Source organism: Paenibacillus sp. UMB4589-SE434 (assembly GCF_030226685.1).
Taxonomy (GTDB): domain Bacteria; phylum Bacillota; class Bacilli; order Paenibacillales; family Paenibacillaceae; genus Paenibacillus_B.
The window spans coordinates 200250-225709 of the sequence record NZ_JASOYK010000005.1 but is presented as its reverse complement, the minus strand read 5'-3'; the positions used below and the strand labels follow the sequence as shown (position 1 = coordinate 225709).

Here is a 25460-nt window from a genome sequence, read left to right as displayed (position 1 = left end):
TACTTGAGCGTCATGCTCGGGTACCGTTTTTTAATTGATTTGGATATTCATTTGGATTATAGAGGTTAAGCGTGTTCGTGCAAGGAAGGACTTTTGTTCCTTTAGAGTAAGAGGAAGTATGAGAGCAGTTTATTAAATAAGTGATACATATATTTTGAAAAATCGGGGACGCTGTGATAAGGAAATCATTTGCTTGCGTAAACTTGCATATTGAGATGAGAAAGGTGGAGCCTCACTTGAAATTTAATCACCTTGGATTACCATTTGTCACAGCCAGCAACAGAAGACAACGAAGAAGGATTACGGTATCACTACTTGTATATGCATGCTTGGGTATTATCCTGAACATCTCAACGGCTCATGCGCAAGCATGTACAACGGCTGTTACAAAAGAACGTAATGCTGCATACGTAAGAAATCTTATGACAGCTTCTGAAGGTGAACACATAGCAGCTAGGGGAGAAGGTCTTGCTCTTGCGACTCAACGATATCCTACAGATCACGGCAGCAAGTACACGGCTGATTCCCGAAAATACACTACGATGCCGACGCTGAATAAAACAAATGAACCGTGGGTGGTAACCAACAATACGGTGCGTATCAATCAAGATGACCCTGTTTTGGCGGCAATCGCTGTCTCCAGAATAGCTTGGCCTGCTCTGACGGAGGAAGGAAGGCCTAACGGCATCGTGCTGGTGACCAAAGAGCATTGGGGGATAGCTGCCGCGGCAGCACATCTGATTCACCATCCGCTGAACGCACCGCTTCTTTATACAGATCAAGATCGTATTCCTGAGGCTACGCGGCAAGAGATTGCAAGGCTGCGACCTAAAGGAATCGAAAAAGGAGCCTATCCGCGAGTAATTGTAGTCGGCAATGTTCACCAGTCTGTGTGGGATCAATTGAAAGCAATGGGCTTCGATGTGCGGCGGATTGCCAGTAGCGAGCCCGCGCAGGCAGCCGCAGATGTCGATCTATACATGTCGCGAACAAGTGGACAGCTGTCTCCAACCGTCGTCGTAGGTTCACTAGATGCACCTGCCTTCACGCTGCCTGCTGTAAATTGGACAGCACATATGCCCGAGCCGTTGTTGTTTGTAACAAAAGACGGCATTCCACAAGCTACTGCTGATGCGCTTGCAAAGCGGCGCAAGACAGCAGTTATTTACATAATTGGCCCGCGCACCGCAGTATCAGCGGAAACAGCAGCGCAGTTATCTGCTTTCGGAAGAGTGGAGCGGATTGAGGGAGCCAACCCTACCGCCAATGCGGTGGCTTTTGCCCGATACAAGGACCCGAACACAGGCTTCGGGTGGGGGATTATGACACCTGGGCATAACTTTTCACTTGCTCTGGGGAATGATCCGCTGCTAATTGCGGCTGCTGCGCCATTTGCTCACAAAGGTAAGCATGCGCCCTTACTACTGACAGATGGCGGTCAGATCCCGCCTGTACTGCGTCAATACCTCGAAGGAGTTCGACCGACGTATGATCGCACGCCTGCCGAAGGGCCCTATAATGCTGCATGGCTGCTTGGGACTGCATCCAGCCTGACACCTGCGCTGCAGGGGGCCATTGATGATTTGCTCGAAATTAGCAGCAGTTCTGGAGGGCATGCAGCGCATCACGGCGGGCATGGAGCGTAACTTCTTCTCGAGGTGGCACCTCATCCTCGGTGACTGCCGTTGAACTTGCTCGTATGAGCGTATCAACCTTGACAGGGTTTCCCTCTTACATACAGAACACACTCGCTCGCAAAAGTGGTTCCACTCCGAATCCGGGCCACACACGGCCACAGCTGGAGCATCCTGTGAAGCTGTGCATTAAACAATAGGGTTGGAGCAGGCTGCTCCAATGCAACTGATGACCGACAGTCACCCGGAGTGTTAGTTTCGGGTGTTTGCCGTGCATCTTTTGCTGTTTGTATGTTTGATGGAGAAGTGTCTTTGAAGATGTTATTCTTGTACCCCTCAGTTCTTGCTTCTGATTAGACAAGTTAGGTTGCACACACATCTTCTGCTTAGATCAAGGAATCTGCCGCATTATCATTAGGTACCAAATGAACCTAAAATGTTACCATTCGATGACATAGATCACATTGAAATGACGATTCTAGTAAAAGAAATAGAAAAATTGTCGGTTTTCGTTTACATTAGAAAGGAGTAGATACCTATGTCAGCGAATATAGACATCATGACATACATACTAAAAAAGCAATGAAGAGGTGAATCTGTTGGGTAAAAGTACGTCGAAATCAAAGTCGTCATATTCCAGCAAGAAGAGCAATAACAAACTGATGCTTATCTTGTTTCCGGTCGTGTTAGTTGTACTGCTGGGGCTCATATTTGTGCTAAATCAACAAAGCACAGAGATTGGCAAGCAGCAGCGTGATGAACGTGTTGTTGATTTTAAATTGGAGGGGCAGCCGATTCTAGGTTCTCCTGAGGCTAAAGTCACAGTCGTAGAATTTGGAGATTACAAGTGCCCTGCCTGCAAGTTCTGGGAAGATACAAATTACAAGCAATTGAAGGCAGACTTTATTGATACAGGCAAGATTCAGTTCTCGTTTATGAACTATCCGTTCCTAGCACCTGATTCACGTACAGCGGCATTGGCTGGCGAAGCTGTCTATGCACATAATCCGGAAGCATTCTGGGCTTATCATGAAGCGATTTATGCGGGACAGAAGGATGAGCGTGAACAATGGGCGACACCTGAATATCTAGTTGAGATCGCCAAGAAAGCGGTACCTAGCATGGACTCCGCGCAGTTGCTAAAGCAGATACAGGATGAATCGTACAAGAAGGAAGTAGATCAAGATTTGGCTTTTGTACAACAGGCTAAGCCTCAGGGAACACCCGCCTTTTACATTAACGGCAAAGAGTATACAGGGCAGTGGGACAGCTATCCTGCGTTAAAGCAAGCGATCGAAGATGCCTTAGCGGCCGTGAAGTAATAAAGGAGGTCGTCCGAGTATGACATTTATTCGTAAATATGCACTTTATTTTGCTTTTCTCATTGCGCTCCTGGCAACAAGTGGAAGCCTTTACATGAGCGAGATTCTATTGTGGGAGCCGTGCAAGCTGTGCTGGCTGCAGCGGATCTTTATGTATCCGCTCGTCCTTTTGCTTGGAATCGGGGCATACCGCGAAGACTACGGCATTATAAAATACACGATTCCTCTTGCTATTATAGGAGGATCTATCTCCACGTATCATTATTTAGAACAGAAAGTGCCAGGCTTGGCTGCAATCACTCCTTGCCGTGTAGGTATTCCATGTAACTATGATTATTTGGATATGTACGGTTGGATTACGATTCCGCTCCTAGCCTTTACTGCTTTCCTGCTTATTACGATATTGTTGTTTGCAGCGCGCAAGCACGAATCGCAATCCGATGTCGAAGCATAACGCTAGATATAGAAAGGTTACCAGACATGGGGGATGATCAATGATGAAATTTGGTCTGCAGAAGAAAATGGTACTCGGTATTCTAGCTGTATCAACGGTGACGTATACGACTAGCGGTTTTTTTATTTTTGTACTGAAGCCTTACATTGCGCCAAGTATGAGCGAATTGGCATTTGACGCGATCATATTTTCGCTAGGCATATTTTGGACATGTTTGTTGGGGTGGCTTGCAGCCCGTTTTATTGTAAAGCCGCTCGTCCGCTTGACCAAGGCAGCAGAAGAAGCAGCGGAGGGTAATCTGAACGTCACGCTGCCAGATTACCCATTCCACGATGAAGTCCAAGTACTTAACGGTGCATTTGGCAAGATGATTTGCAATCTTCAGCGCATGATTCAAGAGATCAAGTCCAGTGTTGAAGTCACTACCCGGAACACGGTTACACTAAGCGATGCGATGACACACGCAGCGCATCAGATTGAGCAGATCTCGGAAACCGCTGATGGCATGAGTCACGGAGCCGAACGCCAAGTGTCATGGACAGCACAGACGACCTCTACTGTAGAGCATATACATACGTCAGCTGCCGCAGTTCGCAAGCGAGCAGATGAAACGGAACGTATGACCGCACATATGCTTGAAACATTGTCAGAGAGCGAACGATTGCTAGCCTCCATTATTGACGGCATGTTGAATGCCGCTTCCTCTGGACAAGCCTCGATTGCAACGGTTCAACGCCTCAACGGACAAGCCGAGCAGATAGGCAGTATTTCCACCACCGTACGAGAGATAGCAGATCAGACCCATCTATTGGCACTAAATGCTTCTATTGAGGCGGCGCGAGCGGGTGAACAAGGAGCTGGCTTCGCAGTTATTGCCTCACAGGTACGCAAACTGGCAGAGCAATCCGCAACCGCAGTCGACGATATTAATGATCGAATCGTGCAAATGCAGGCAGAAGTCGTAGAAGCGGTGCGATTGATCACACAGCAGGTGAAGACGGTCAACACCGAGGCGGACAAAAAGGAAGATGCTGAGCAAGCCTTGCAAAATATCGCACTGGTGACACGTCAAGCTTCTTCTGCCGTTCATGAGATTGTCGAATCGGTGAATGAACAGACTGAACGATTTGCAACTACTTTGGAGCAGACTCGTCAGATGGTAGCAATTGCGGAAGAAATAGCGGCAGGTACCCGTCAGGTTGCCAGTGCTACGCAGGAGCATACCGCAGTCATGGAAGAGATGGCGGCTTCATCTGATGTGCTGCGTGGACAAGCGGATCATTTGCGTGCACAGATTGCGATTTTTAAGGCATGAAACTATTCTTATAGCGTTATAATTGACTTCGGTAGAACACTAATCATTTACAGTCCGGAGCCCTATACTAGTATTCGTAGTAAATGTGTAAGTCTGGCTAGAACCAATCGTTACATCGTAATCAGTTTAAGAAGCACCGTTTGTACGGTGCTTTTTGCTGTGTAAAGGGATTATTCCGGCATCTTTATCATTCTTGATGGATTTTTGATGGACTTCAAGGAGAAAAATAGCCTGCGTTAGTCGTCGATGTTTTAGATTTACATTCTTCTCGGACTGGGGTAAGCCCAGCATATGGTATGAAGGCTGGGGAGAGCAGCTTCTTTTTCACACATTTGTACATGTACAGGTAAAGATATTACATGGTCAATCCCTAAAAAAGCGCTATCATGAACGTTATACCTAACCTATTTGATGTTTTAGGAGGAGAACATATGACGCAGCTTACGTGGGAAGGCCAACAAATGCTCTTGCACGATAGACCGTTTCGCATCATCTCTGGGGCGATGCATTACTGTCGCATTGTACCTGAATATTGGGCAGATCGTCTTTGCAAGCTGAAGGCAATGGGCTGCAATACGGTAGAGACATATGTGGCATGGAATTTGCACGAGCCACGGGAAGGCCATTTTAACTTTAACGGCATAAATGATGTTGCTGGTTTTGTTCGTTTGGCGGGTGAAATGGGGTTATATGTGATTGTGCGGCCAACACCATATGTGTGCGGGGAGTGGGAGTTTGGCGGTTTGCCTGCGTGGCTCTTAAATACGCCGATGCGCCTTCGCTGTAGTGATCCTCGTTATTTAGCGAAAGTCGCAGCCTATTATGACAAGTTGATCCCATTGTTGACTCCACTTTTGTCTACTAATGGCGGTCCTATTATTGCTATGCAGGTTGAGAATGAGTATGGCAGCTACGGCAATGATAAAGCCTACTTGCATACACTGCGGGATATGTTAATTGAACGGGGTGTGGATGTCCTGCTGTTTACCTCTGACGGACCACATGACGATTTGCTCCAGGGAGGTATGGCAGAGGGAGTTTGGGCGACTGTGAACTTTGGCTCTCGCTCGGACGAAGCATTCGACAAGCTGCTGGAGTACCAGCCAGATGCGCCGCTAATGTGCATGGAATATTGGAACGGCTGGTTTGACCATTGGTTTGAGGAGCATCATACACACAGCGCGGAGGACGCAGTTCAATCGCTTGATGAAATATTGGCGCGCGGCGCCTCCGTTAATTTTTACATGCTGCATGGTGGTACTAACTTTGGGTTTATGAATGGTGCTAACCATGGCGGTAAGTATGAACCTACGGTGACGAGTTATGATTATGATGCTGCAATTAATGAAGCGGGTGATTTAACACCGAAGTTCGAGGCCTTTCGTCGTGTCATAGGCAAATATGTGGAGCTGCCGAAAGAGCCTTTGCCTTCGAATTTGCCGAAGGCTGCATATGGCGAGGTGACACCTTTCAGAGGCGTGAGGCTATGGGACACGCTGGACACGATCTCGGATCTTCATCACAGCATATGTCCTGAGCCGATGGAGCATTATGGGCAAGGACTGGGTTTTATTATGTATTCCACTACGATTACGGGTCCAAGACCGGAGAGCCAATTAACGATCCAAGACGTGCGTGATCGAGCGCTTGTATTTATAGATCAAAAGCTGATTGGTGTCGTGGAGAGATGGAATCCCACGTCTATTCCAGTGGTAATACCCGAGGGAGGAGCAAGACTTGATATTCTCGTGGAAAATATGGGGCGGGTTAATTATGGCCCTGAGCTGATTGATCACAAAGGCATATCGCATGGCGTACGTCTAAACAATCAGTTTCAGTTTCATTGGGAGGTGCGGACGATTCCTCTTGAATCCATAGCCCAGGTCCAATTTGATGTGTCTGCATCAACACTTGACGGTGAGCAGCCTGCGTTCTACGAGGCAGAGCTTGTTATTGAAGGCGAGCCAGCGGATACGTTCTTATATTTGAACAATTGGAGAAAAGGTGTTGTCTTCATTAATGGTTTTAATCTGGGCCGTTATTGGGAAGTAGGACCTCAGCAATCCCTATATGTGCCAGCACCTATTTTAAAACAAGGAACTAATCAAATCGTTGTATTTGAGCTTCATGCTCCAGGCAAACCGCTTCAATTTAGAAAAGAGCCGCAATTGTAAGTGTTGTTAAGGAAAGGTATTTATGGGCTGGTCACAAGCTCTCAATGCCAGGTTATCGCTAATTTTGCCTCATTGACGCAGAGCAGGTGACCGCTTACGATAAGCCTGTGATTTAGAAGGTTACAACATGGACTTTGCAGAAGAAAGAAGGGTTTGGCGATAATGGACGTATATTTAGGCGTAGCACTTGTACTATGCTCGGCTCTTACACATTCTATATGGAATTTGTTTGCTAAAAGGAGCTTGCACAAGTCTACCTTTTTATGGTCTCTGCATGTATTGGCGAGTATTATATTTATGCCGTTCTTTGTTCAAGATATGATGGTTATGGACGCTAGCTGGGCTGAGATTGGGCTGCTTGTCTGTACATTTTTATGCCAAGGGCTTTACTTCTTGCTCCTTAGCAAAGCATATCAATATGGTGAGTTGTCCCGTATGTATCCCATGATGCGGGGGACAGGGGCGCTGCTCGTTCCGGTGATGAGCATGCTGCTGTACGGAGAGAGCTTAACAGCCCTGGGCTGGCTTGGCTTAATCTGTATTGTTGGCGGTTTATTTGCTATTGGCGGATTACTGAGCTCTAGTTGGAGAGAGCAGTTAGGTGTAATGAAGCTCACATTTGCTATCGGACTATGCATCACGGGCTACACGCTAATCGACAAAAGTGTGGTGACGTTTATGTCACCGCTAGGATTATTACAGCTTTCCAATCTGGCGGCGCTTGTCATGTTGTTCCCTGATATGCGCAGAGCCAAACGGTTGAAGGAAGAATGGAGACATAATTGGAAGACAATTATATTGGGAGCCTTCTTAACTCCAGGTTCGTATTTGATCTTCTTGTTTGCGATGAATCTAGCCCCACTGGCGCAGCTAGCTCCACTTCGGGAATTCAGCATCGTATTCGGCACCATACTCGGCATGTGGGTGCTCAAAGAAAAACAGGGAATGTCACGCATTGTAATGTCGCTTGTTATTACGTGTGGTATGCTGCTTGTCGGCTTATTCGGCAGCTCTGTATGAACATGAGAGCAGACAGGTGACTTGTATGTTTGTTACAGTCAGCCTGTCTGTTTGTTACTGTTGTGGAGCGTTGTCATAGTCATTGTCAGAGTCTTCATGAGACACTGTTGCGGCTTGTGCGGCCATTTCGGAACAGGCAGCGTGGCGTACTGGGGTAGGAGTGTGACAGTTATCAGCTGAATAGGAGTCCAACTCTCCATATTCGCCCCTGTTGGCTAAGCTTTCCGATAGCACAGCATATGTTCCGACATGCTGCTGCACAAATCGGGTTACTTCTGCTTCGTATAGTTCCTGATCGTAGCAGTAAGCTACGCCGTGGGTCGCTTTATCAATGAGCAGCAGCTGCTTAGGCCCGGGTTTAATGTTAAACATTTCCTCGCTCATATAAGTAGGGACAAAGATATCAGACTTTCCATGTATAAACATAATCGGCAGCTTGCTGTGTGCAATAATGTGAATAGGACTTACATCCTCCATCTTGAATCCTGCCTTGCGCTTTAACAAGCGATTTACTAAAGTCATGGTGGGCCAAGCAGGCATGTGATTGAGCTTTGTAACCTGATGTCGAATGAGCTTTGTCAGATCGGAGTATGGACAGTCTGCTACAACAAAACGCACCTGAGGGCGATGGATCGCGATATACTCAAGTACAGTTCCTCCACCTAGAGATTGACCGTGAAGGCCAATGATACAATCATCACCTTTACGGTTGACGACCCAGTCTACCCACGCTTGAACATCGTATTTTTCTTTATATCCAAATGTTGTATATTTACCTTCGCTATTTCCATGCCTGCGCTGGTCAATCAACAATGCGTTAAATCCTAGTCTAGAAAATAAAGGCAAAAATTGCGCAGACCAAGGCAGTGCGGCAGTGTAGCCATGGATGAGGATGACTATACGTTTAGATTGAGGATGCTGTTCAATATACACTCCGCACAATTTCAACCCGTCATGGCTCATGATGGTGATATCTTCTTTATAAAGCGCCTCATACTGTTTACGACTGTAGACTTTGTATTCCTCCAGCATATCGAAACAGCCTTCATATGTAGAACATTTCATTTGCGTCATCCGATTGACAGCGTAATGCGGGAGCAGCCAGATCGATAAAAGCATAAAAATGAAAATTCCTGCTGCTATCCACGCCAACATACTGATCGCTCCTTTTGGTCTGTATTGTATCGTTGGGATCGGTATTTCTTAATTTGTTCAGATAAGTCACATGGTATTCGCTTAACGAAGTAGGAATATAAGATAATACAGGCCACTTTATTCGGAAAGAATGTCAACTGCTATATCTTAAATTATACATATGTTATAAATATTTACTGTAAAAGTAATATTGGCATAGGGCGGTATCTTGTACTATGATGGAGAGTATGATTTTTGAGAATCGATTGTTGTCGGCGGTGTCGTTTTCCGTCAAAAAGGTTTATAATGTAGCGAAGGCTGTATAATGTATCAGCAATGCCCTCCGCGTTAGTCGCAGGGATTTCATAATACGAATTAATTCGACACTGTTATACGTGTTAGCGAAGGGGTTAGGGAGAACAATGTGTGGAATAGCGGGCCTATTGAATTTTGACGGTCAACAGCCGTCTGAACATATTATTAGCAGCATGATGTCGGTCATTCATCATCGTGGACCGAATGATGGCAAGTTGTGGATCGGCGATCGCGTGGGACTTGGATTCCGTCGTCTGTCTATCATTGATGTGGCGGAAGGCGCTCAGCCATTGAGTAATGAGGACGATTCGGTCTGGATCGTGTTTAACGGGGAAATTTACAATTATATGGAGCTGCGCAACGATCTGATCCATCGTGGTCATCAGTTCAAGACCCATACAGATACAGAAGTTATTGTGCATTTGTATGAAGAGCATGGCGAGGATTGCGTCCATCATTTGAGGGGCATGTTCGGTTTTGCCATCTGGGATCGCAACAAGCAGCAACTGTTCCTGGCACGAGACCATTTTGGAATTAAGCCGGTGTATTACTTCTATAACCATGATATGTTTGCGTTTGGTTCGGAGATCAAGAGCTTGCTCACCGTTCCCGGAATGCCGCGCCAATTAAACATGAACAGCTTCTACAATTATTTGACGTTCCAATATGTCCCGGACCCGGATACGATGTATGACGGCATACATAAGCTGCCGCCGGCCCATACCATTACGATACCATTCGAAGGTGCTCCACAGATTCGTAAGTATTGGGACCCGATGTTTGACCCGATGGATCGTCCATTGTCACAAGTGCTCGAAGAGATTCGGGATGTCATGACGGATTCCGTGAAGCATCACTTGCATAGTGAAGTACAGCGGGGATGTTTCTTGTCGAGTGGTATCGACTCAACGATCACGTCTACACTGATGCGTTCAATGGAGCCCATCAAGACGTTTAGTGTTGGCTTTGAAGGCGCGAATAACGAGACCATTATTGCCCGTGATACAGCGCGTCAAATCGATACGGAGCATTATGATCGGATGATAACGGAAGAAATGTACTTTGACGCCGTTCCACGTGCTATCTGGCATTTGGATGAGCCGATTGCAGACCCATCCGCCATTGCGCTTTATGAAGTAGCAAGACTGGCTCGCGAGCACGTCACGGTAGTATTGTCTGGCGAAGGGGCGGATGAATTGTTTGGCGGGTATCGGATTTACCGGGAACCCCACTCTTTGCGCTATCTTTCCTGGATGCCGGAGGGAATGCAGCGCTCAGTGAATCAGATGTTGAAGAAGATGCCGAATTTCTACGGCAAGAACTACTTGATGCGTGGCACCACGCCGCTTGAAGAGCGTTTCTTAGGCAACGCTAATATTTTCTCAGATGATACGAAGCTAGGTCTGCTGCGTGCAACAGAAGAGCAGATTGAGACGTTCTCTAAGCCGTTTGACAAGGCAAAATTATATTATGACCGGACTAAGCATCTGGACCCAGTATCCCGCATGCAGTATATCGATATGAATCTGTGGATGCCTGGTGACATCTTGATGAAAGCGGACAAGTTGACGATGGCGCATTCGATGGAACTGCGAGTACCGTTCCTAGACCGCAAAGTATTTGATGTCGCACGTCGTATCCCGATGAAATACCGCATTGCGGAAGGGACGACCAAATATGCACTGCGCAAGGCGATGCAGGGGGTTATTCCGGATTCGGTGCTAAATAGACCGAAGCTTGGGTTCCCGGTACCGATGCGTGACTGGATGCGTACACAGCGGGCCGATACGATGTGGGAGCATATCTCTGCGAGCGGGATCGATCCAATCATTAACTTAAGCGCGGTTGAAGATATGTTCCGCCGCCATAAAGCCGGACAAGGTGATTACTCACGTAAGCTATGGGTGTTGTATGTGTTTGCACTTTGGCATGCGACATTTATTAAACACGTGTAATGTTTAAATACTGAATAAACACAACAAGACCGCTTATGGACACTCATTCAGGTAGGGTGAGACCACAAGCGGTTTTTTGATTCCTACTGAATGGGAAATAAAGGAGGTATAGTAACATTCAAACCATTATATGCAATTTGCTTATTTAAATCCTTTTGATATTTGGAATCAAATGGTATATTAATATTGTGGTGGAAAAAACTAGAACAGAAAGGTGTGAATGTAGCATGCGAAGGACTTTATTTTTTGGATTTGTTGCTGTATCGAGCTATTTTACAGGGATTCTATTTTATGTTTGCCTTTTTTTATTTATATACCAACAAAATATTGTTCACGAAATAGGGAAACTCATAACTTGGACGGCCCCATCTTACATTTTTATCGTAATAGCTTGTTATTTAGGTATCGATCTGGTTCTTAAGATAAAAAGCGTGTCATCATTTTTTATACGCACCGTTATATTTATACTAGTGGGAATTATCCCAACTTATATAGCTGCCGTAATGATGGGATTTCGTTTTTTTGTAGATATTAGCTACTTTGTATCTTCTGAAGCACTTCCTTTTTATGTATTTTTCACTGGGACAGCTTTAGTGTTCTCTTATGGCTGCCATGTTGCACAGAAAAAACAGGGTGTAAAGATTTATACGGCTATTTCTATACTTGTTATCGTGGTAACGCTAGGTGTACTTAATCAAAATGTAATTTAATACAGGTCAAGCTTGTGGAGAGGCTTGACCTGTATTCTGATTATACCGTTTTATCTACCTTGTACTCCATATCTCCGCCTAAAGAAAGTGGAGTATCGCCCGTTTTTCTAGGGTCGTGTGTATAAATCTTAACAGGGGTACCGTTATCAACACGTTTGTAAATTTCATGTGCAGGATAGCCATCATGCTCACCAACTACAGTGACAGTACCGTCGCTTTTTACAGTAACGTCGTATTTCCAATCAATATTTGGAGCATCCGTAAACAATGGATTCCCAGTCGAAGCACGAATGGAAAAAGATGCAGAGCTGCTGCTTATACTTTTCTGTGAAAAAGTTAGTCCTTCATCTCCTGCTTGTTTATGTGCATAACGAGTTGCCTCACCTTTCTTGCTAACTGTCTTCTCCGTTGTAGGCCCTACACTCTTATAGGGTGTAATCACTTTGTTTTTAAAATCAACCACAATATGCTGGACCATTTTTGAAAGACTTGGCTGATTCTCAGTATAGTAAGTAAATTCCCTGTTATTTCCATTATAGTACACATCAACAGCAGAGGTTGACCAAAAAAGAATCCAATCTTGAGGAATAAAAGCAGCTACCCTCAATACTACAATATTAGCCATCTAAACCACTCCTTTTTATTTGATGCAGCATAGGGAATTTCGGAATTAATACAATCCCCCTGTATTAATTCTTTTTTATGCTCTCATGTATAAGGTGTTTCAGAGGGTCAATTAACAACCTTGATTTAAAAAAGGGAACAAAATATTATAGGTATTTATAGTGATAATATTAGAACTACTAGTAATGACAGGGGATCCGCATCATAGTATGCAAGTACATTGTTGAGGGTAATTTCTGGTGAAGACTCGGTTCGAATAGCATACGTGTTAACGAGCTTTTCTTTTTTTAAACAGTTCAATTAATTCCACAATCATACTTTGAACGGCATCTTCTTGTGGCATTTTAATAAACCTGCTCAAATGAATGATGTCTTCTTTAAAGAAATTTATTAGCTTTACGATGGCGTCATTGTTGTTCTGTTGGGCTAAATGAATCAGTCTTGAGAACTCATCTTCTGATATAGAAAAAGGAGACTTTTTTTCTTCCATTTATTCACCGCCTGTTGACTTATATTTAAATTTTGAGCAACTTGTCCCTCAGTCTTATCTTGTAGGTATATTTCATTTATAATTTTTTTCCCAGTAGCTGAAGGTATAGAGGAAATCAATTGATGCAATAAGATTGTTTCGACCCACTCAGTCGAGTTCTCAGGCTGTGGACTATTATGAGTTAGTGGAAGCTCGCGATTACAATTTCTTCTCGCTCGATATTGCAAACGCCATGCGATTCTATGAAGTTCCTCTTTATAAGAATCAATAACACTTAAGCTTTGGTTCATTATGATACGCCCCTTATATAATTAATGACTTCATAAATTATGGAGAGCAGAAATAGTATTTAACAACCAAAATAAGAACTTATGTTCCTATAATAATATTTTTAGTTCGATTAACAAAGACAAAAATTGTAATATTTTATAATAAAAAAGGATAAAAAAACTTCCACATCACTGGAAAGTGACATGGAAGTTTTGCATTCAGTATAGTTACAGACTCCAATTATTAATTAATAATTAACTTAATTAAGCTACGCCTTGTTTCTCTTTGCTGCCTGGCTGTAGTCTTCCCTTACCAATAAACAGCGATACGAGTATACCCAGCACAATAAAAATCAGGCCGCTCAAAAATACGGTAGAGAAAGAAGCTGACCAATTGTCTTTAACGAGATTAATAATTGTGTCTTTCGCTTCTGCTGGAATTTTCTGCTGCACCTCAGGATTAACCAAAATCTGATACAGCTTGTTGGAATCCGTTCCAATCTGTTCAAACATCCCTTTGACCATAGGGTCTGCTTGTGCTGTGGCAGAGGCCATATTGGATTTGACCACTTCGTTCATTATGACGTTAAATACAGTGGCACCAATTGTTCCCCCGATAGAGCGGAAAAATGTAGTCGACGAAGTAACCGTACCAAGCTGCTCGCGCGGAAACTCATTTTGGACGACAATGGTAATCGTAGGCATCACCAGACCGATTCCGAATCCGAGCACAATCATAAACATATAAGCGGTGAACTGTGAAGTGCCAACCCCCATTGTGCTCATCAAATAAAAACCAATACCGGCAATAGCCATACCTGCAGCCAGTACACTGCGGTAAGGTACTTTTAAGAGCATTCTTCCCCCAAGTATACTAGCTGCAATAAGGGAAATCATCATAGGTGTCATCGTCGAACCTGCTTGAGTGGAGGAGACACCCAGGATACCTTGCATAAACATAGGCACAAACATAATTGCTCCGAACATACCCAAGCCTACAAGGAAACCAAGTGCAGAAGATACATTAAATACACGGCTCTTAAACAAACTCATGTCGATAATCGGTTCCTCTGCGCGTCTCTCTACAAAGATAAACAAGACTAGAAATACAAATGATGCTGCGAACAATGATAAAGTCGTGAAGGAATCCCAAGGGTAGGTCTCATGATCAATGGACAAGGCCAGCAGCATAAGCACCAAGCACGGGATTAGTGTCATAATGCCGGACCAGTCAATTGGTGGTCGCTTGCCCGACACTGAAATTTTAGGCTGTTCAATCGCCTTCATGCCAATAAAAATAAGCGCTGTAGACAACAAACCAAAAGGTACATTAATCAGGAAGATCCAATGCCAGCTAATATGGTCTACAATAAACCCGCCGATGAACGGCCCAATAACAGAGCTTAAGCCGAATATGGCTCCAAATACGCCCTGCCACTTGGCCCGCTGTTCAGCGTCAAATATATCACCGATAATCGTCTGCGACATGGGCATCAGCATACCGCCGCCCAAGCCTTGAATGGCTCGATAGATGACAAGCTGCTCCATATTGGTCGCAGTCGCACAAAGAGCGGAGCCGACAACAAAGATGAGCCAGCCGATCAAATAAATAAATCTTCTGCCGAACATATCGGCCAGTTTTCCTGCAATTGGGATAACGGTCGTGGAACAGATCATGTATGCCGTGGTTACCCAAGCAAAGAAGGAGAATCCGTTAAGCTCCTTAATAATCGTTGGCATAGCCGTACCCACGATTGTCTGTTCCAAGGCGCTAAAGAACATCCCTAAGATCAGCCCGGCCAACACCATGTTGCGCCTTGACTTTACGTGGTCATTACTCATGTGAATATCACCTTAATCCTTTCTAAATCTGTGCCTAGTGCTGTATTCTTTCTCACGCGACCGCACATTACTGACGCTTTGGACACTGGCGTGACCAAGTGGTCAAAAATAATCATGACTTGTAATATATACTGTGATGACCTAAAAGTCAAATGTTTTCGTTCTAAAATATTTCTTTCACAAAGAGCTTTGTGTTACCATTAGGGGTAGAACATAACCGATGTATGACTTTATGGTCAAATGACATCGGTGAGGAGGCCGAGTCACATTGGAACCGAAGAAGCGTCAGATTATGGAAGCCGCCTTGGCGTTATTTGCCGAAAAGGGATACCATGATACGTCGATTCAAGAAATTGCGGATCGAATTGGTATCGCGAAAGGGTCTATTTACACGTTTTTCCGTTCAAAGGAAGAGCTGATGACTACAATATTTGAATATTATCACCAGCATATGTACGAGAAACTTCGTGACACTTTAGCTGAACAGGTGCCCCCGCGAGACAAGATGGAACGATTAATTACCCAATCATTGGAACAGTTTGTTCGATTTAAAATGTTTATTTTTTTGCAAAGAAAAGAAGCACATTTACAGCAGAAGCGCGAACTTAAAGAGATGATATTTGATTTCCGAGCGAAGCGCTTCTTTACTTACCGGCATATTGTTAGTGAAGTGTACGGCTCTCAAGCGGAACCTTACTGGTTGGACTTGGCAGCTGTATTAAGTGGGATGACTTTTGAGTTTATGAATTATACAGCTTTTGATAAAAAACATATCGATTATCAGAGAGTAAGTGGATTTATTATGAGTGTTTTGGATGCATCTGCTGAGCATTTTATGAAACGTAAGACGGAACCGCTGCTCACCGATGATATGATGAATGACTTCATTCGTGCAGGTCGGATTGGGATATCTCCGCAACAGCAAGAACTACTAAATACGGTATGGAAGCTCAAAGATACAATTGCAGCCTGGGATTGTGATGTGAAGCATAAAGAAGAAGCGGAGCAGGCTTATACGGTGCTGGAATCTGAAGTATTAAAGGGTAATGGAGATAGCGTGAAAGCACGGGCTATGGCGATGTTCCTCCAGTCGATGCCAAATTCACTGATTCACGAGGCTGTCGCGGATGTATTCAAGGGAATCGTATTGCTGACGGAAGCGGTGGAGAGCGGTAGGGGGTTAAAGTTGTAGTATGGTTAACATCGGCAAGAGCGGAACAGTCCGCCTCCGAGCATGGCTGCATAGACTGGACCCGATTACAAAAGGAATATGGCTGCTCAGCACAGGCCTAGCCGTCATGATGACAATGTCTTTGGCGGGACAAGCTGCCTGGTTTGCTTCTGTCCTCTTATTTGCATGGACAGGGGGGGATTGGAGCGGCAGACAATGGAGGCTGCTCTTCATTTGGTTGCTGGGCTTTGGCATACCGCTTATTGTGTTTCAATGGCTCGTGCTCCCGGGTGAGACGCCGATTCTGTCGTCGCTAACCGGGAAGCTGCTGACCGAAGAGGCGCTGCGCGATTCGGTCAGCTTAACGCTGCGATCGATGACGTTAATGGCGTCATCGATCGTGTATGCGACGACCACGGAGCCGCGCGATGTGGTCGTCGCGCTTGTAGGCCAGCTGCGCGTACCGGATCGCATAGCGTACGCGGCTGCCATTGCGCTTCGCTTCGTGCCGCTGCTGCTGGCCGAAGCGGAGCAGATGCGCCATGCGCAGCGCCTGCGGCGCATGGCGCCCGCACGCGGGGTTGGCGAGCGGCTGCGCTCCGCTCGTCAACTGCTGCTCGCCGTGACCCAGGCTGCGCTTCGCCATGTTCACATCGTCTCGACGTCAATGGAGGCGAAGCGCTTTGGTCAAGGCGGACAGCGGACCCTGCGGCGAAAGCTGCGAATTCGGCCTCAGGGGATAGGGTTGGCTGCGGTTTCTATAGGTACCGCAGTCACTTCCCTATACTGGCTGTAGCCTTGTAGGCGCGTGTTAAATAATTTACGCTTGCATTTCTCAAGGTCCCCTTGTACCTTATATAAAGGTAAACCATTTTTATTTGAAGAGGGGTAACATTTACATGAGACAAGTAGGTAAATCATTTATACAGTCCATCACGATTACCGAGTGGGTACTGATGGCACTTTTAGCTGCATCCAACAGCGTGCTATCTAGTTTGATCTCACCGCTTAACAAGCTGCTGACTGCATGGGGAGGACCTATACTTACATCAACTACGACCGGGTTGTATATGGTTTACGGTTTGCTTGCTATGTATATTATTCGCAAGCCAGGCGCGGCCTTATTTACCTATGCTATAGGTGCATTGCTGCAGATTATGATCGGGGTAGCCTACGGTGCTTGGTCTGCAATAGCTGCAGCGGCATGTTACGCTGTTATCGTGGAGCCGATTTTCTATTTGTATCGGTACAAAAGGTTCGGGTGGGTTACGATGTTGTTAGTGGGAACTATTATGGTGCCGTTATGGTTTGTAGTTGCGGCATTTATGTTTGGGTATACGAAGTATGCAGCTGTAATCTTGCTTATTACTTTGGCTGTGCGGTGTTTAAGTGGAATGCTGCTTTGCGGTGCTCTAACCAAGTGGCTGGGTGATCAATTAGCAGGAACACGATATGTTCGTCCGTTTGCAATTGGACGAGATTCTCGCTCTAAACAAGCTTGAGTCCAATCGATTTTACGATTAATATTATGTAAGAGCATACACAAGGGAGGGGCTATCTGTGGAACGACGACAGATGGAGTACAGTTTGCAGCAGCCCCTGCACAGAGCGGAGAAGGTCATGCGTGTAGAACGCGTGACCTTTACCTATGTAGGGGAGCGTACGCCGGTACTACAGGAGTGCAGTATAACGATCAAGCCGGGTTCTGTTCATCTTGTTGTCGGTCGTAATGGGAGTGGCAAAACCACGTTGTGCAAGCTGCTTGCAGGTTTAATGCATGAGCATGACGGCAGTTTGTCTGGTCATGTTGGCTGGTTAGAGTGTGAGGAGGGAGCAGATAGTTCAATTCACGGAACAGGCGAAGGCGAAGAATGGAAAGCGTCTAAGAGAAGTTCCTTATGTCTCCCACCAGAGCTTTCTCCTATAATTGGATATATTGGCGGTGACGCTGCTCAACAGTTTGTAATTGGTGTAGTTGAGGATGAGCTCGCATTTGGTCCAGAAAATATGGGAGTAGATGCCGAAGAGATCGAGCGTAGAATTGACGTCCAATTGACAGCAGTGAGTATGGAGTTGTACCGGCAGGCAAAGGTAGAACGGTTGTCTGGAGGCCAACAGCAGCGAATAGCAGCAGCATCGGTGTGGACGATGGCGCCGGATGTGCTTATTATTGATGACGCCTGGAGCCATCTGGACGCAGAGGGACGCGGGCAGTTTGCAGCATCGCTATATAAATGGATGTACCCGAACGGTGAACGCTCAGCTACTCGTACATTATGGATGACGGTTCCACGAATCGATACGGAGGATTTGCAGTATCCAATTTGGCAGCAGGCGGCATGCTGGGAACTGGAGGACGGCAAGCTCCAACCGTATAAATCTGTCGCCCCTGTAAACCGTGCCCATATGGCTACTGTCAGCATTTCAGAAGAGGAGGCAGCAAGTTCGCGGACAAAAGAGGAACAGACTATGCCAGTTCACGTTGTACTTGACTCGGTATCTGCCCGCTACTCGCATGGACCCGAAGCGTTGCGCAGTGTAACTGCTGAGGTGCGTGGAGGGCAGGGCATATTGCTGAACGGCGTAAACGGTGCGGGCAAATCAACTTTATTCCGTGTATTGACCGGCGCGTTACGCGGCTATCGCGGATCTGTTTTGTTTAACAACTGTGAATTACGTATGATGAAGGCGGAACAACTAGCCCGTTATGTTGGATATGCGCCTCAACAAGCTTATGCGTCATTTATTACCGATCAGGTCTGGAAAGAATGTATGGTCGTGCGGGATTCTTTGTACAATTCTGGTATTATACTTGATCAAACTTTATCTGCCGAGGAGTGGTGCCGCAACCAGCTGTTGAAGCTTGATATGCTGCACGATGCTGCTCGTCATCCTCATGATTGTTCTTTATCTGCACAGCGCAAGCTTAGCTTGTTTATTGCAACTGCACATGCCCCCGCATTCATTTTGTTGGATGAGCCGACAGCGGGTTTGGACTTGCAAGCAGCACTCGACGTTATGAGCTGGTGCGATCAGGCAAGAGCTCGCGGGGCTGCCGTTGTCGTAGCCACTCATGATAAAATATGGACGGAAGCTGCTCAAGAATATTCAGACTGGCTTAATTGGAAGATGCATGAAGGAATACTGCGGATGTAAGACGAGATTATTTTGATTCTCGGCCTTTCTCAGCAGATAGCATTAGGAGGATCAATATGTCTAGCGAGACGTTAAATGGTAGTGCCTATAAGAATGGCCACGAAGCGACAATGAAGCCTGGGCGCAGCCGTCAAATGGTTACGTTGGCACTTCTATTGTCTACCTTTCTAGCTGCAATAGAAGTTACCGTTGTCAGTACGGCTATTCCCAAGATTGTAGCCGATCTTGGGGGACTTAAGCTTATTAGCTGGGTCTATGCAGCATATTTATTAACGACGGCCGTATCCACGCCGTTATTTGGCAAGTTGTCTGATTTATTTGGACGCAAAAATGTATTTATTTTTGGGTCCGTGTTATTTGTTGTCGGATCGATGTTGTGCGGCTTGTCTCAAAATATGACCCAAATGATCATATTTCGAGCGATTCAAGGGATAGGAGCTGGCGCGGTGCTGCCGGTGACATTTACGATGGTTGCCGACATCTACAACTTTGAAGAACGGGCCAAGATTCAAGGACTTTTCAGTTCGATCTGGGGAATTGCCGGGCTGGTCGGGCCGCTAGTTGGCGGTTTTTTTGTTGACTCTTTATCGTGGCATTGGATCTTTTTCTTTAATGTACCTTTTGGCATTATATCGGTATGGATGATCATCGTGACGTTCCACGAGAAGGTTGAGCGTAAGAATAAGCCGATTGATTATGCAGGTGCGGTGACGTTTACGATTGGGATGACAGCATTCTTGTTTGTGCTTATAACGGGTGGTCAGGATATTGCTTGGAATTCCCCTGTTATGTATACGCTCATTGGAATTGCAGTTGTATTTTTATTGTTGTTCTTCCGAATTGAATTAAAAACAGAGGAGCCGATGGTTCCACTCCAACTGTTCCGCGTTCGAGACATTGCCGTCTCCAATGGGGTAGGCTTTTTATTGAGCGGAGTACTTATCGGTATTAATTCTTATATGCCGCTTTGGATACAAGGGGTGCTGGGAGAAAGTGCGCAGCATTCGGGATTATCCTTAACTCCGATGTCCATTGGCTGGCTGATCGGCTCCGTTGTTGGTGCGCGTATGCTGATCAAGAGCGGCGCAAGACTTGCGGTAGCTATAGGAACGACAGCAGTTGTAGTTGGTTCGGTATGGCTCGCCAGCATAAGCGGGCATACCTCGATGTGGATGATTATGGCGCTTACCTTTATTTCAGGACTTGGTTTTGGATTTTCCTTTACGTGTTTTACGATCATTGTACAATCTACCGTAGCTTGGAATCTGCGTGGTGCGTCAACAGCGCTGAATACGTTTATTCGTACACTAGGACAAACTTTGGGCATAGCGGTATTCGGCACCTTTTTGAACAGTCACATTGCACAGGCGGTTCGTGATGCGGGGCCTGAAGTGGCTTCTAAAGTGACCAATGAGGACCTGAATAAATTGTTAACACCGGAAAAGGCGAGTCAACTGGCACCGGATTTGCTTGTCCAACTACGCCAATTTCTAGAGAACGGCTTAAATAGTGTATTTATGTTATTAGCGGTACTTGCTGTGATAAGCTGGTTGTTCGTCTGGTTGATGCCAGCGCATCAGTCAGCTGCCAAGAAGCAACCATCGGAAGAGCATTGTAAACAAGCGAATTAGAGACAGATACCGACAACTAATTGTTGTCGGTTTTTTTCTGATTGTGGAGTAGGAAAAAGTAAGGTTGGTGTCGAAATGATTGTACAGGGAACTTCTATACGCAGATGGAGTATAGATGGAATGCGTTTGACATGTAAAGGAGCATCACCGCTATGCCGCGTACTCTCATGCCTTATCATTCGCTTCGTGCGAGTGTCGTCTGCGCGCTGCTCATCATTCTGGCGGCCATATCCACGCAATACGGCATACAGTATTCATATGGCGCGGAATTTATGATTTGCAGTGCCTTTTTGCTCGTTATTCTTGTGTTGTTTGGCTCTTATTGGGCTGCGAGCTCGGCTCTTGTAGTCAGCTTAGGGCTTTACTTCTTCGGACACGGTTCAATTACGTTGCTGCTGATTGGCCTCGAGTTGATTATGGTCGGATACTTGTACGAACGAAGAAAAGCTCACTTGCTTCTCTGGGACGGGGTGTTTTGGTTTGTTATCGGCGCGCCGTTCGCCACATTATTTTTTTACCTGCAGACTGATATTTATAGCTCCGAAGCACTGCTGCAATATTTTATGTTTGCGATGAATGGCCTGCTTAATGCCTTTATTGCAGATATCATCATCACGTATTTTCCATGGTCAAGGATTATTCCTGACTCGGAGAAGAAGACCGTATCCTTAAGTCAATTACTTACCCACCTCTGTGTTGCAGCCGTATTTATCCCGTTTATGATCAATATGGTGTTGGATAGCCAACAAATGCGTAAAGAGATTGAGACGGATTCGCTCAGTCTGGTAGAAACGCAATCGCGCCTTATGACGGACTGGCTGCAAAATATGAGCCCAAAAGAACAGCAAGGCCTGTATCTGAGCTCCATTATCGAGACTGGGAAAGTAGAAGAGAAGCTGAATAGCTACTCGCTTCACAGCCTGTTGAAGATGGCCGTATACGATGAACAAGACCATGTTGTCGGTTCAACCGATCCGCGCTGGTTCGATTCTATGAACACTTATAGACCACAAGGTGAAATTGATGAGGTTGCTTTAGCCCTTTTAAGTGACAAAGTAACGCGCAGTACAGCCAATCCCAACGTAGATAAGATGTTCTATCGATGGTTGCCGCCAGAACACCAATATGATTATGACACTAGGCGCTGGAATGATGGTTATTATGTGCTGGAGAAGACGATCAGCAATCATCCGGCCCATCGTGTAATGACGTTTATTCCGATCTCGTACTATTTACAGGGTACAATTGAGATGTATCTGAAGAAGTTTTTGACCTTGTTCTTGTTGTGTGCGTTAGCAGGCGGTATTGCCTTGATGGTCACCCGTTATATCACACGTTCTTTAGGCAATTTGAAAGAAATAACGACTGGCATGCCAACGAAGCTGCTTACACAGCAATCGGTCCCGTGGCCTGACAGCAACATTGGAGAAGTGAGGTCACTTGTTCACAACTTCAAGATGATGTCCGAGCGATTGATCGAGATGTTTCGTGAGATGCACCGCATGAATGAGAAATTGCTTGATCAGACCAATATGCTGGAAAAGTCAGAAGAACGACTGCAGCAGCTTGCCTATTACGATACGCTCACCCAACTGCCGAACCGCCACTACTTCTCTATTAATTTGGAGAAGGCGATCAAGGCAGCTGAGATTAAATCCTCGCAAATTGTGCTGTTGTTTATCGATTTGGATCGCTTTAAGCACATTAATGATTCGCTTGGTCATAATGTGGGGGATGCGCTTCTTGTAAGGGTCGCTCAACGACTAAGCGGTTGCATGTCGAAGCTAAGCGGCTCACATATGTGCGCTCGGTTGGGTGGCGATGAGTTTGTGATTGTACTTGAAGACAGCACAAGGCAAGATGCGAAGACGGTTGCACAGCGTATCTTGTCGCACTTTAGCGACAGTTTCTTTGTGTTGGAGTATGAGCTGTATGTATCGCCAGCAATCGGAATAGCGGTCTATCCTCAAGATGGACAAGAGTTCACGACATTGTTGAAACATGCGGATACTGCGATGTACGCAGCTAAGGATCGAGGCGGTCAGACTTACATGTTCTATGATCAGCTCCATCCGGAACAGCTTCCGGAGCGATCCATGCTGGAAAGCGAGCTGCGCAAAGCAATGGAGAGAGATGAGCTGCTGCTCCATTATCAGCCAATTGTAAGTGCTGACGGAGAAGTGACGGCAGTAGAAGTGCTTATACGGTGGAATCACCCGGATCGAGGCTACATCTCACCAGCTCAGTTTATTCCGCTAGCGGAGGAGACAGGTATTATTATTCCTATAGGGGAATGGGTGCTGCGTACAGCTTGCATTCAGCATAATGCCTGGATGGAGACGGGGAATATGCCGTTGTTTGGACTATCCGTTAATGTGTCGCTGAGGCAGTTTTTGAATCATGACTTTGTAGCAATGGTGGACCGAATTTTAAGAGAAACAAGCTTTAATCCGCATCATTTGATCCTAGAGATAACGGAAGGTTACGTGCACAAGCATGTGGAACAAGCTAACTATGTACTCCGACAACTGAAGAAACGTGGAATCCGGATCGCGGTAGACGATTTTGGCACAGGCTACTCCTCTTTAAGCCGATTAAAAACGCTGCCTATCCATGTCCTAAAGATGGACAGGTCATTTGTTCGTCACTTGCAGCATGATCAAGCGAATGCCTCGATTGTACAAGCCGTTATTCAGATCGGGAAAAGCATGAATCTGAAAGTAATGGCTGAGGGTGTAGAGACAATTGAGGAGCTTATCCATTTGAAGTCGCTTCATTGTATGCAATATCAAGGATATCTCATCAGTCCACCGCTTGCAGCGGATGAATTTGCCGCTCGGTTTCATGAGTTTTCGGTTGTAGAAAGGATACTCGGAGCGGCGCAACTTGGGGGTTGAAACGGTATGACTCATGCTAGGTTGTTACGAGGGTATGGTTGGATAGTCGCCTTTATGCTGGTCTTGCTCCTAACAGGATGCAGAACGGAGAAGATTTCGACGATGCCTGTAGAGAATGTCAGTGCTTCAGATGTTCATCCGCCACAAGAACTGACTGTATGGTGTTATGGTGACAGTTGTGCCGATTTTGCAAGCAAGTTTGAACAGGAGAATAAGGGTGTCAAAATTAACGTCAAGCGCTTTACCTACAACGATCATGCCCAGACGTATTTAGATGCAATGGTTAAGGGTAAAGCTCCTGATGTTATGGAAGTAGAGAATACGTTTCTCGGTGAATTTAATGCTATTGAAGGCATCGTTAACCTGCTAGAGGAACCGTTCAGAGCGGATCTGCTAAAGGCTAGCATTGCTCCAGCACTATGGGATGCGACATTATCTTACGACGGCTCCAGACTAATTGCCTTACCCATCGCATCTTCTCCTAGAGTTACGTTCTATCGAAAGGATATTATGGAGAAATACGGCTTCCCATCAGAGCCTGAGGCATTAGGACGCTACATGGAAGACCCCAAGCGATGGCTGAATATGGCCATTAAGCTGCGCAAGGAAGGGATCTTCATTACACAGTGGGATGCCGATCCTTTGGAATTGTACGAGACAACAGTACCCCAATTCGATAGCAGCATGAAATTTAATCGCAATAATGAAGTCATTCGACAGGGGCTTGAGTTGTCCCAAGAGGTTAATCGCAGAGGGCTTGATGCTAATATCGGATTATGGACAGAGCTTGGTGAGCAAGCTTTGCAATCAGGCAAGCTTGCGATGGTATACCTTGGCACATGGGGAGAGCTGCAATTGGAGCAGTGGGCTCCCAAGACAACTGGCTTATGGCGGGTGACACGCTTGCCCTTTAATCTGTATGGTTACTCAGGCTCTACTTCCTTGATGTTATCAGAGCAATCCAAGAATAAGCCGCTTGCTTGGAAATTTATGTACTCCATGTTTATGGGGATGGATGGTAACGCTACGGTGGCCGCTCATTTACCTTCAAGAAAGGCAGTATTAGACCGGAAGTACAGCAGCAATTTCTTAGGGGGACAGTATTCCAACGAGCTGTACATGGATCTGGCTATCAAGATGAGGGAATACAAGCCTACACCGCTTGATGTGGTGGCAAATGAGTGGTTTCGTGTAGCCAAGCTGAAAGCGATTGAATTTAATATGTATCCGGCGACAGCTTTAAAGACGATAAACGACGAGATTAATGTAAAGCTGGAGGAGTCACGACGTATCTTGTTAGCACGTTTAAATAAACGACGATAAGCACAAATGTGAACGAAGAAAAGT

At 45.7% G+C, this 25460-nt stretch carries 19 protein-coding genes; 15 read left to right on the top strand and 4 right to left on the bottom strand.

The genetic code is table 11. The features are described 5' to 3' along the window. Positions 1 to 236 precede the first annotated feature (236 nt). The 6 genes from QP775_RS18385 (at position 237) to QP775_RS18360 (ending at position 7919) form a co-directional block, all read left to right on the top strand. Positions 237 to 1646, top strand: coding sequence for a cell wall-binding repeat-containing protein (locus QP775_RS18385; RefSeq protein WP_285108217.1), 1410 nt, complete (start codon positions 237 to 239; stop codon positions 1644 to 1646). Between the two features lie 578 nt (positions 1647 to 2224). Further along, positions 2225 to 2956, top strand: a complete 732-nt coding sequence (locus tag QP775_RS18380; RefSeq protein WP_481857268.1) for a DsbA family protein — start codon at positions 2225 to 2227, stop codon at positions 2954 to 2956. A 19-nt stretch (positions 2957 to 2975) separates the two neighbouring features. Further along, positions 2976 to 3410 carry a disulfide oxidoreductase gene (locus QP775_RS18375; RefSeq protein WP_239329415.1) on the top strand — a complete coding sequence of 145 codons (435 nt, stop codon included), beginning with the start codon at positions 2976 to 2978 and terminating at the stop codon, positions 3408 to 3410. A 40-nt stretch (positions 3411 to 3450) separates the two neighbouring features. Beyond that, on the top strand, positions 3451 to 4725 hold the full coding sequence (locus QP775_RS18370; RefSeq protein ID WP_239329414.1) for a methyl-accepting chemotaxis protein: 1275 nt from the start codon (positions 3451 to 3453) through the stop codon (positions 4723 to 4725). A gap of 431 nt (positions 4726 to 5156) precedes the next feature. Further along, positions 5157 to 6899 carry a glycoside hydrolase family 35 protein gene (locus tag QP775_RS18365; RefSeq protein ID WP_285108213.1) on the top strand — a complete coding sequence of 581 codons (1743 nt, stop codon included), beginning with the start codon at positions 5157 to 5159 and terminating at the stop codon, positions 6897 to 6899. 162 nt (positions 6900 to 7061) lie between these two features. Then, on the top strand, positions 7062 to 7919 hold the full coding sequence (locus tag QP775_RS18360; protein ID WP_285108211.1) for a DMT family transporter: 858 nt from the start codon (positions 7062 to 7064) through the stop codon (positions 7917 to 7919). A 54-nt stretch (positions 7920 to 7973) separates the two neighbouring features. Here the strand turns inward: QP775_RS18360 and QP775_RS18355 are convergent, their stop codons facing one another. Continuing rightward, positions 7974 to 9074, bottom strand: a complete 1101-nt coding sequence (locus QP775_RS18355) for an alpha/beta hydrolase (protein WP_285108209.1) — start codon at positions 9072 to 9074, stop codon at positions 7974 to 7976. 401 nt (positions 9075 to 9475) lie between these two features. Between QP775_RS18355 and asnB the strand changes: the two genes are divergently transcribed. Continuing rightward, on the top strand, positions 9476 to 11323 hold the full coding sequence (gene asnB, locus QP775_RS18350; protein ID WP_239329409.1) for an asparagine synthase (glutamine-hydrolyzing): 1848 nt from the start codon (positions 9476 to 9478) through the stop codon (positions 11321 to 11323). 227 nt (positions 11324 to 11550) lie between these two features. Beyond that, complete coding sequence (locus tag QP775_RS18345; protein ID WP_239329407.1) at positions 11551 to 12033, top strand: hypothetical protein; 483 nt, start codon at positions 11551 to 11553, stop codon at positions 12031 to 12033. Between the two features lie 40 nt (positions 12034 to 12073). On the opposite strand, the gene QP775_RS18340 is transcribed toward QP775_RS18345, so the two are convergent. From QP775_RS18340 to QP775_RS18330, 3 genes are all read right to left on the bottom strand, one after another. Beyond that, positions 12074 to 12658, bottom strand: coding sequence for a DUF3238 domain-containing protein (locus QP775_RS18340; protein WP_239329406.1), 585 nt, complete (start codon positions 12656 to 12658; stop codon positions 12074 to 12076). Positions 12659 to 12925: 267 nt separating this feature from the next. Then, entirely contained in the window at positions 12926 to 13147 is a 222-nt protein-coding gene (locus tag QP775_RS18335) for a helix-turn-helix domain-containing protein (RefSeq protein ID WP_239329405.1), read from the bottom strand. Positions 13148 to 13680: 533 nt separating this feature from the next. Beyond that, entirely contained in the window at positions 13681 to 15258 is a 1578-nt protein-coding gene (locus QP775_RS18330) for an MDR family MFS transporter (protein ID WP_239329404.1), read from the bottom strand. 268 nt (positions 15259 to 15526) lie between these two features. Here QP775_RS18330 and QP775_RS18325 point away from each other — a divergent pair, with 268 nt between their 5' ends. From QP775_RS18325 to QP775_RS18295, 7 genes are all read left to right on the top strand, one after another. Beyond that, positions 15527 to 16450 carry a TetR/AcrR family transcriptional regulator gene (locus tag QP775_RS18325; protein ID WP_239329403.1) on the top strand — a complete coding sequence of 308 codons (924 nt, stop codon included), beginning with the start codon at positions 15527 to 15529 and terminating at the stop codon, positions 16448 to 16450. A 1-nt stretch (position 16451) separates the two neighbouring features. Then, complete coding sequence (locus QP775_RS18320) at positions 16452 to 17225, top strand: energy-coupling factor transporter transmembrane component T family protein (RefSeq protein ID WP_285108205.1); 774 nt, start codon at positions 16452 to 16454, stop codon at positions 17223 to 17225. A 103-nt stretch (positions 17226 to 17328) separates the two neighbouring features. After that, positions 17329 to 17931 carry an ECF transporter S component gene (locus tag QP775_RS18315; RefSeq protein ID WP_239329401.1) on the top strand — a complete coding sequence of 201 codons (603 nt, stop codon included), beginning with the start codon at positions 17329 to 17331 and terminating at the stop codon, positions 17929 to 17931. A 58-nt stretch (positions 17932 to 17989) separates the two neighbouring features. Then, positions 17990 to 19585, top strand: a complete 1596-nt coding sequence (locus QP775_RS18310) for an ATP-binding cassette domain-containing protein (protein ID WP_239329400.1) — start codon at positions 17990 to 17992, stop codon at positions 19583 to 19585. 110 nt (positions 19586 to 19695) lie between these two features. Continuing rightward, positions 19696 to 21216 carry an MDR family MFS transporter gene (locus QP775_RS18305; RefSeq protein WP_481857270.1) on the top strand — a complete coding sequence of 507 codons (1521 nt, stop codon included), beginning with the start codon at positions 19696 to 19698 and terminating at the stop codon, positions 21214 to 21216. Between the two features lie 152 nt (positions 21217 to 21368). Next, positions 21369 to 24113: a putative bifunctional diguanylate cyclase/phosphodiesterase gene (locus QP775_RS18300; RefSeq protein ID WP_285108202.1), complete on the top strand. Its 2745-nt coding sequence runs from the start codon at positions 21369 to 21371 to the stop codon at positions 24111 to 24113. 102 nt (positions 24114 to 24215) lie between these two features. Then, a complete protein-coding gene (locus tag QP775_RS18295; RefSeq protein ID WP_285108200.1) occupies positions 24216 to 25436 on the top strand; it encodes an ABC transporter substrate-binding protein in 1221 nt (406 codons plus the stop codon). Positions 25437 to 25460 lie beyond the last annotated feature (24 nt).

Bases quoted from the DNA above. Each gene is read 5' to 3' on its own strand.
- QP775_RS18375 (WP_239329415.1), top strand. From the start codon at position 2,976: ATGACATTTATTCGTAAATATGCACTTTATTTTGCTTTTCTCATTGCG.
- QP775_RS18370 (WP_239329414.1), top strand. From the start codon at position 3,451: ATGATGAAATTTGGTCTGCAGAAGAAAATGGTACTCGGTATTCTAGCT.
- QP775_RS18365 (WP_285108213.1), top strand. From the start codon at position 5,157: ATGACGCAGCTTACGTGGGAAGGCCAACAAATGCTCTTGCACGATAGA.
- QP775_RS18360 (WP_285108211.1), top strand. From the start codon at position 7,062: ATGGACGTATATTTAGGCGTAGCACTTGTACTATGCTCGGCTCTTACA.
- QP775_RS18355 (WP_285108209.1), bottom strand. From the start codon at position 9,074: ATGTTGGCGTGGATAGCAGCAGGAATTTTCATTTTTATGCTTTTATCG.
- asnB (WP_239329409.1), top strand. From the start codon at position 9,476: ATGTGTGGAATAGCGGGCCTATTGAATTTTGACGGTCAACAGCCGTCT.
- QP775_RS18345 (WP_239329407.1), top strand. From the start codon at position 11,551: ATGCGAAGGACTTTATTTTTTGGATTTGTTGCTGTATCGAGCTATTTT.
- QP775_RS18340 (WP_239329406.1), bottom strand. From the start codon at position 12,658: ATGGCTAATATTGTAGTATTGAGGGTAGCTGCTTTTATTCCTCAAGAT.
- QP775_RS18335 (WP_239329405.1), bottom strand. From the start codon at position 13,147: ATGGAAGAAAAAAAGTCTCCTTTTTCTATATCAGAAGATGAGTTCTCA.
- QP775_RS18330 (WP_239329404.1), bottom strand. From the start codon at position 15,258: ATGAGTAATGACCACGTAAAGTCAAGGCGCAACATGGTGTTGGCCGGG.
- QP775_RS18320 (WP_285108205.1), top strand. From the start codon at position 16,452: ATGGTTAACATCGGCAAGAGCGGAACAGTCCGCCTCCGAGCATGGCTG.
- QP775_RS18315 (WP_239329401.1), top strand. From the start codon at position 17,329: ATGAGACAAGTAGGTAAATCATTTATACAGTCCATCACGATTACCGAG.
- QP775_RS18305 (WP_481857270.1), top strand. From the start codon at position 19,696: ATGAAGCCTGGGCGCAGCCGTCAAATGGTTACGTTGGCACTTCTATTG.
- QP775_RS18300 (WP_285108202.1), top strand. From the start codon at position 21,369: ATGCCGCGTACTCTCATGCCTTATCATTCGCTTCGTGCGAGTGTCGTC.
- QP775_RS18295 (WP_285108200.1), top strand. From the start codon at position 24,216: ATGCCTGTAGAGAATGTCAGTGCTTCAGATGTTCATCCGCCACAAGAA.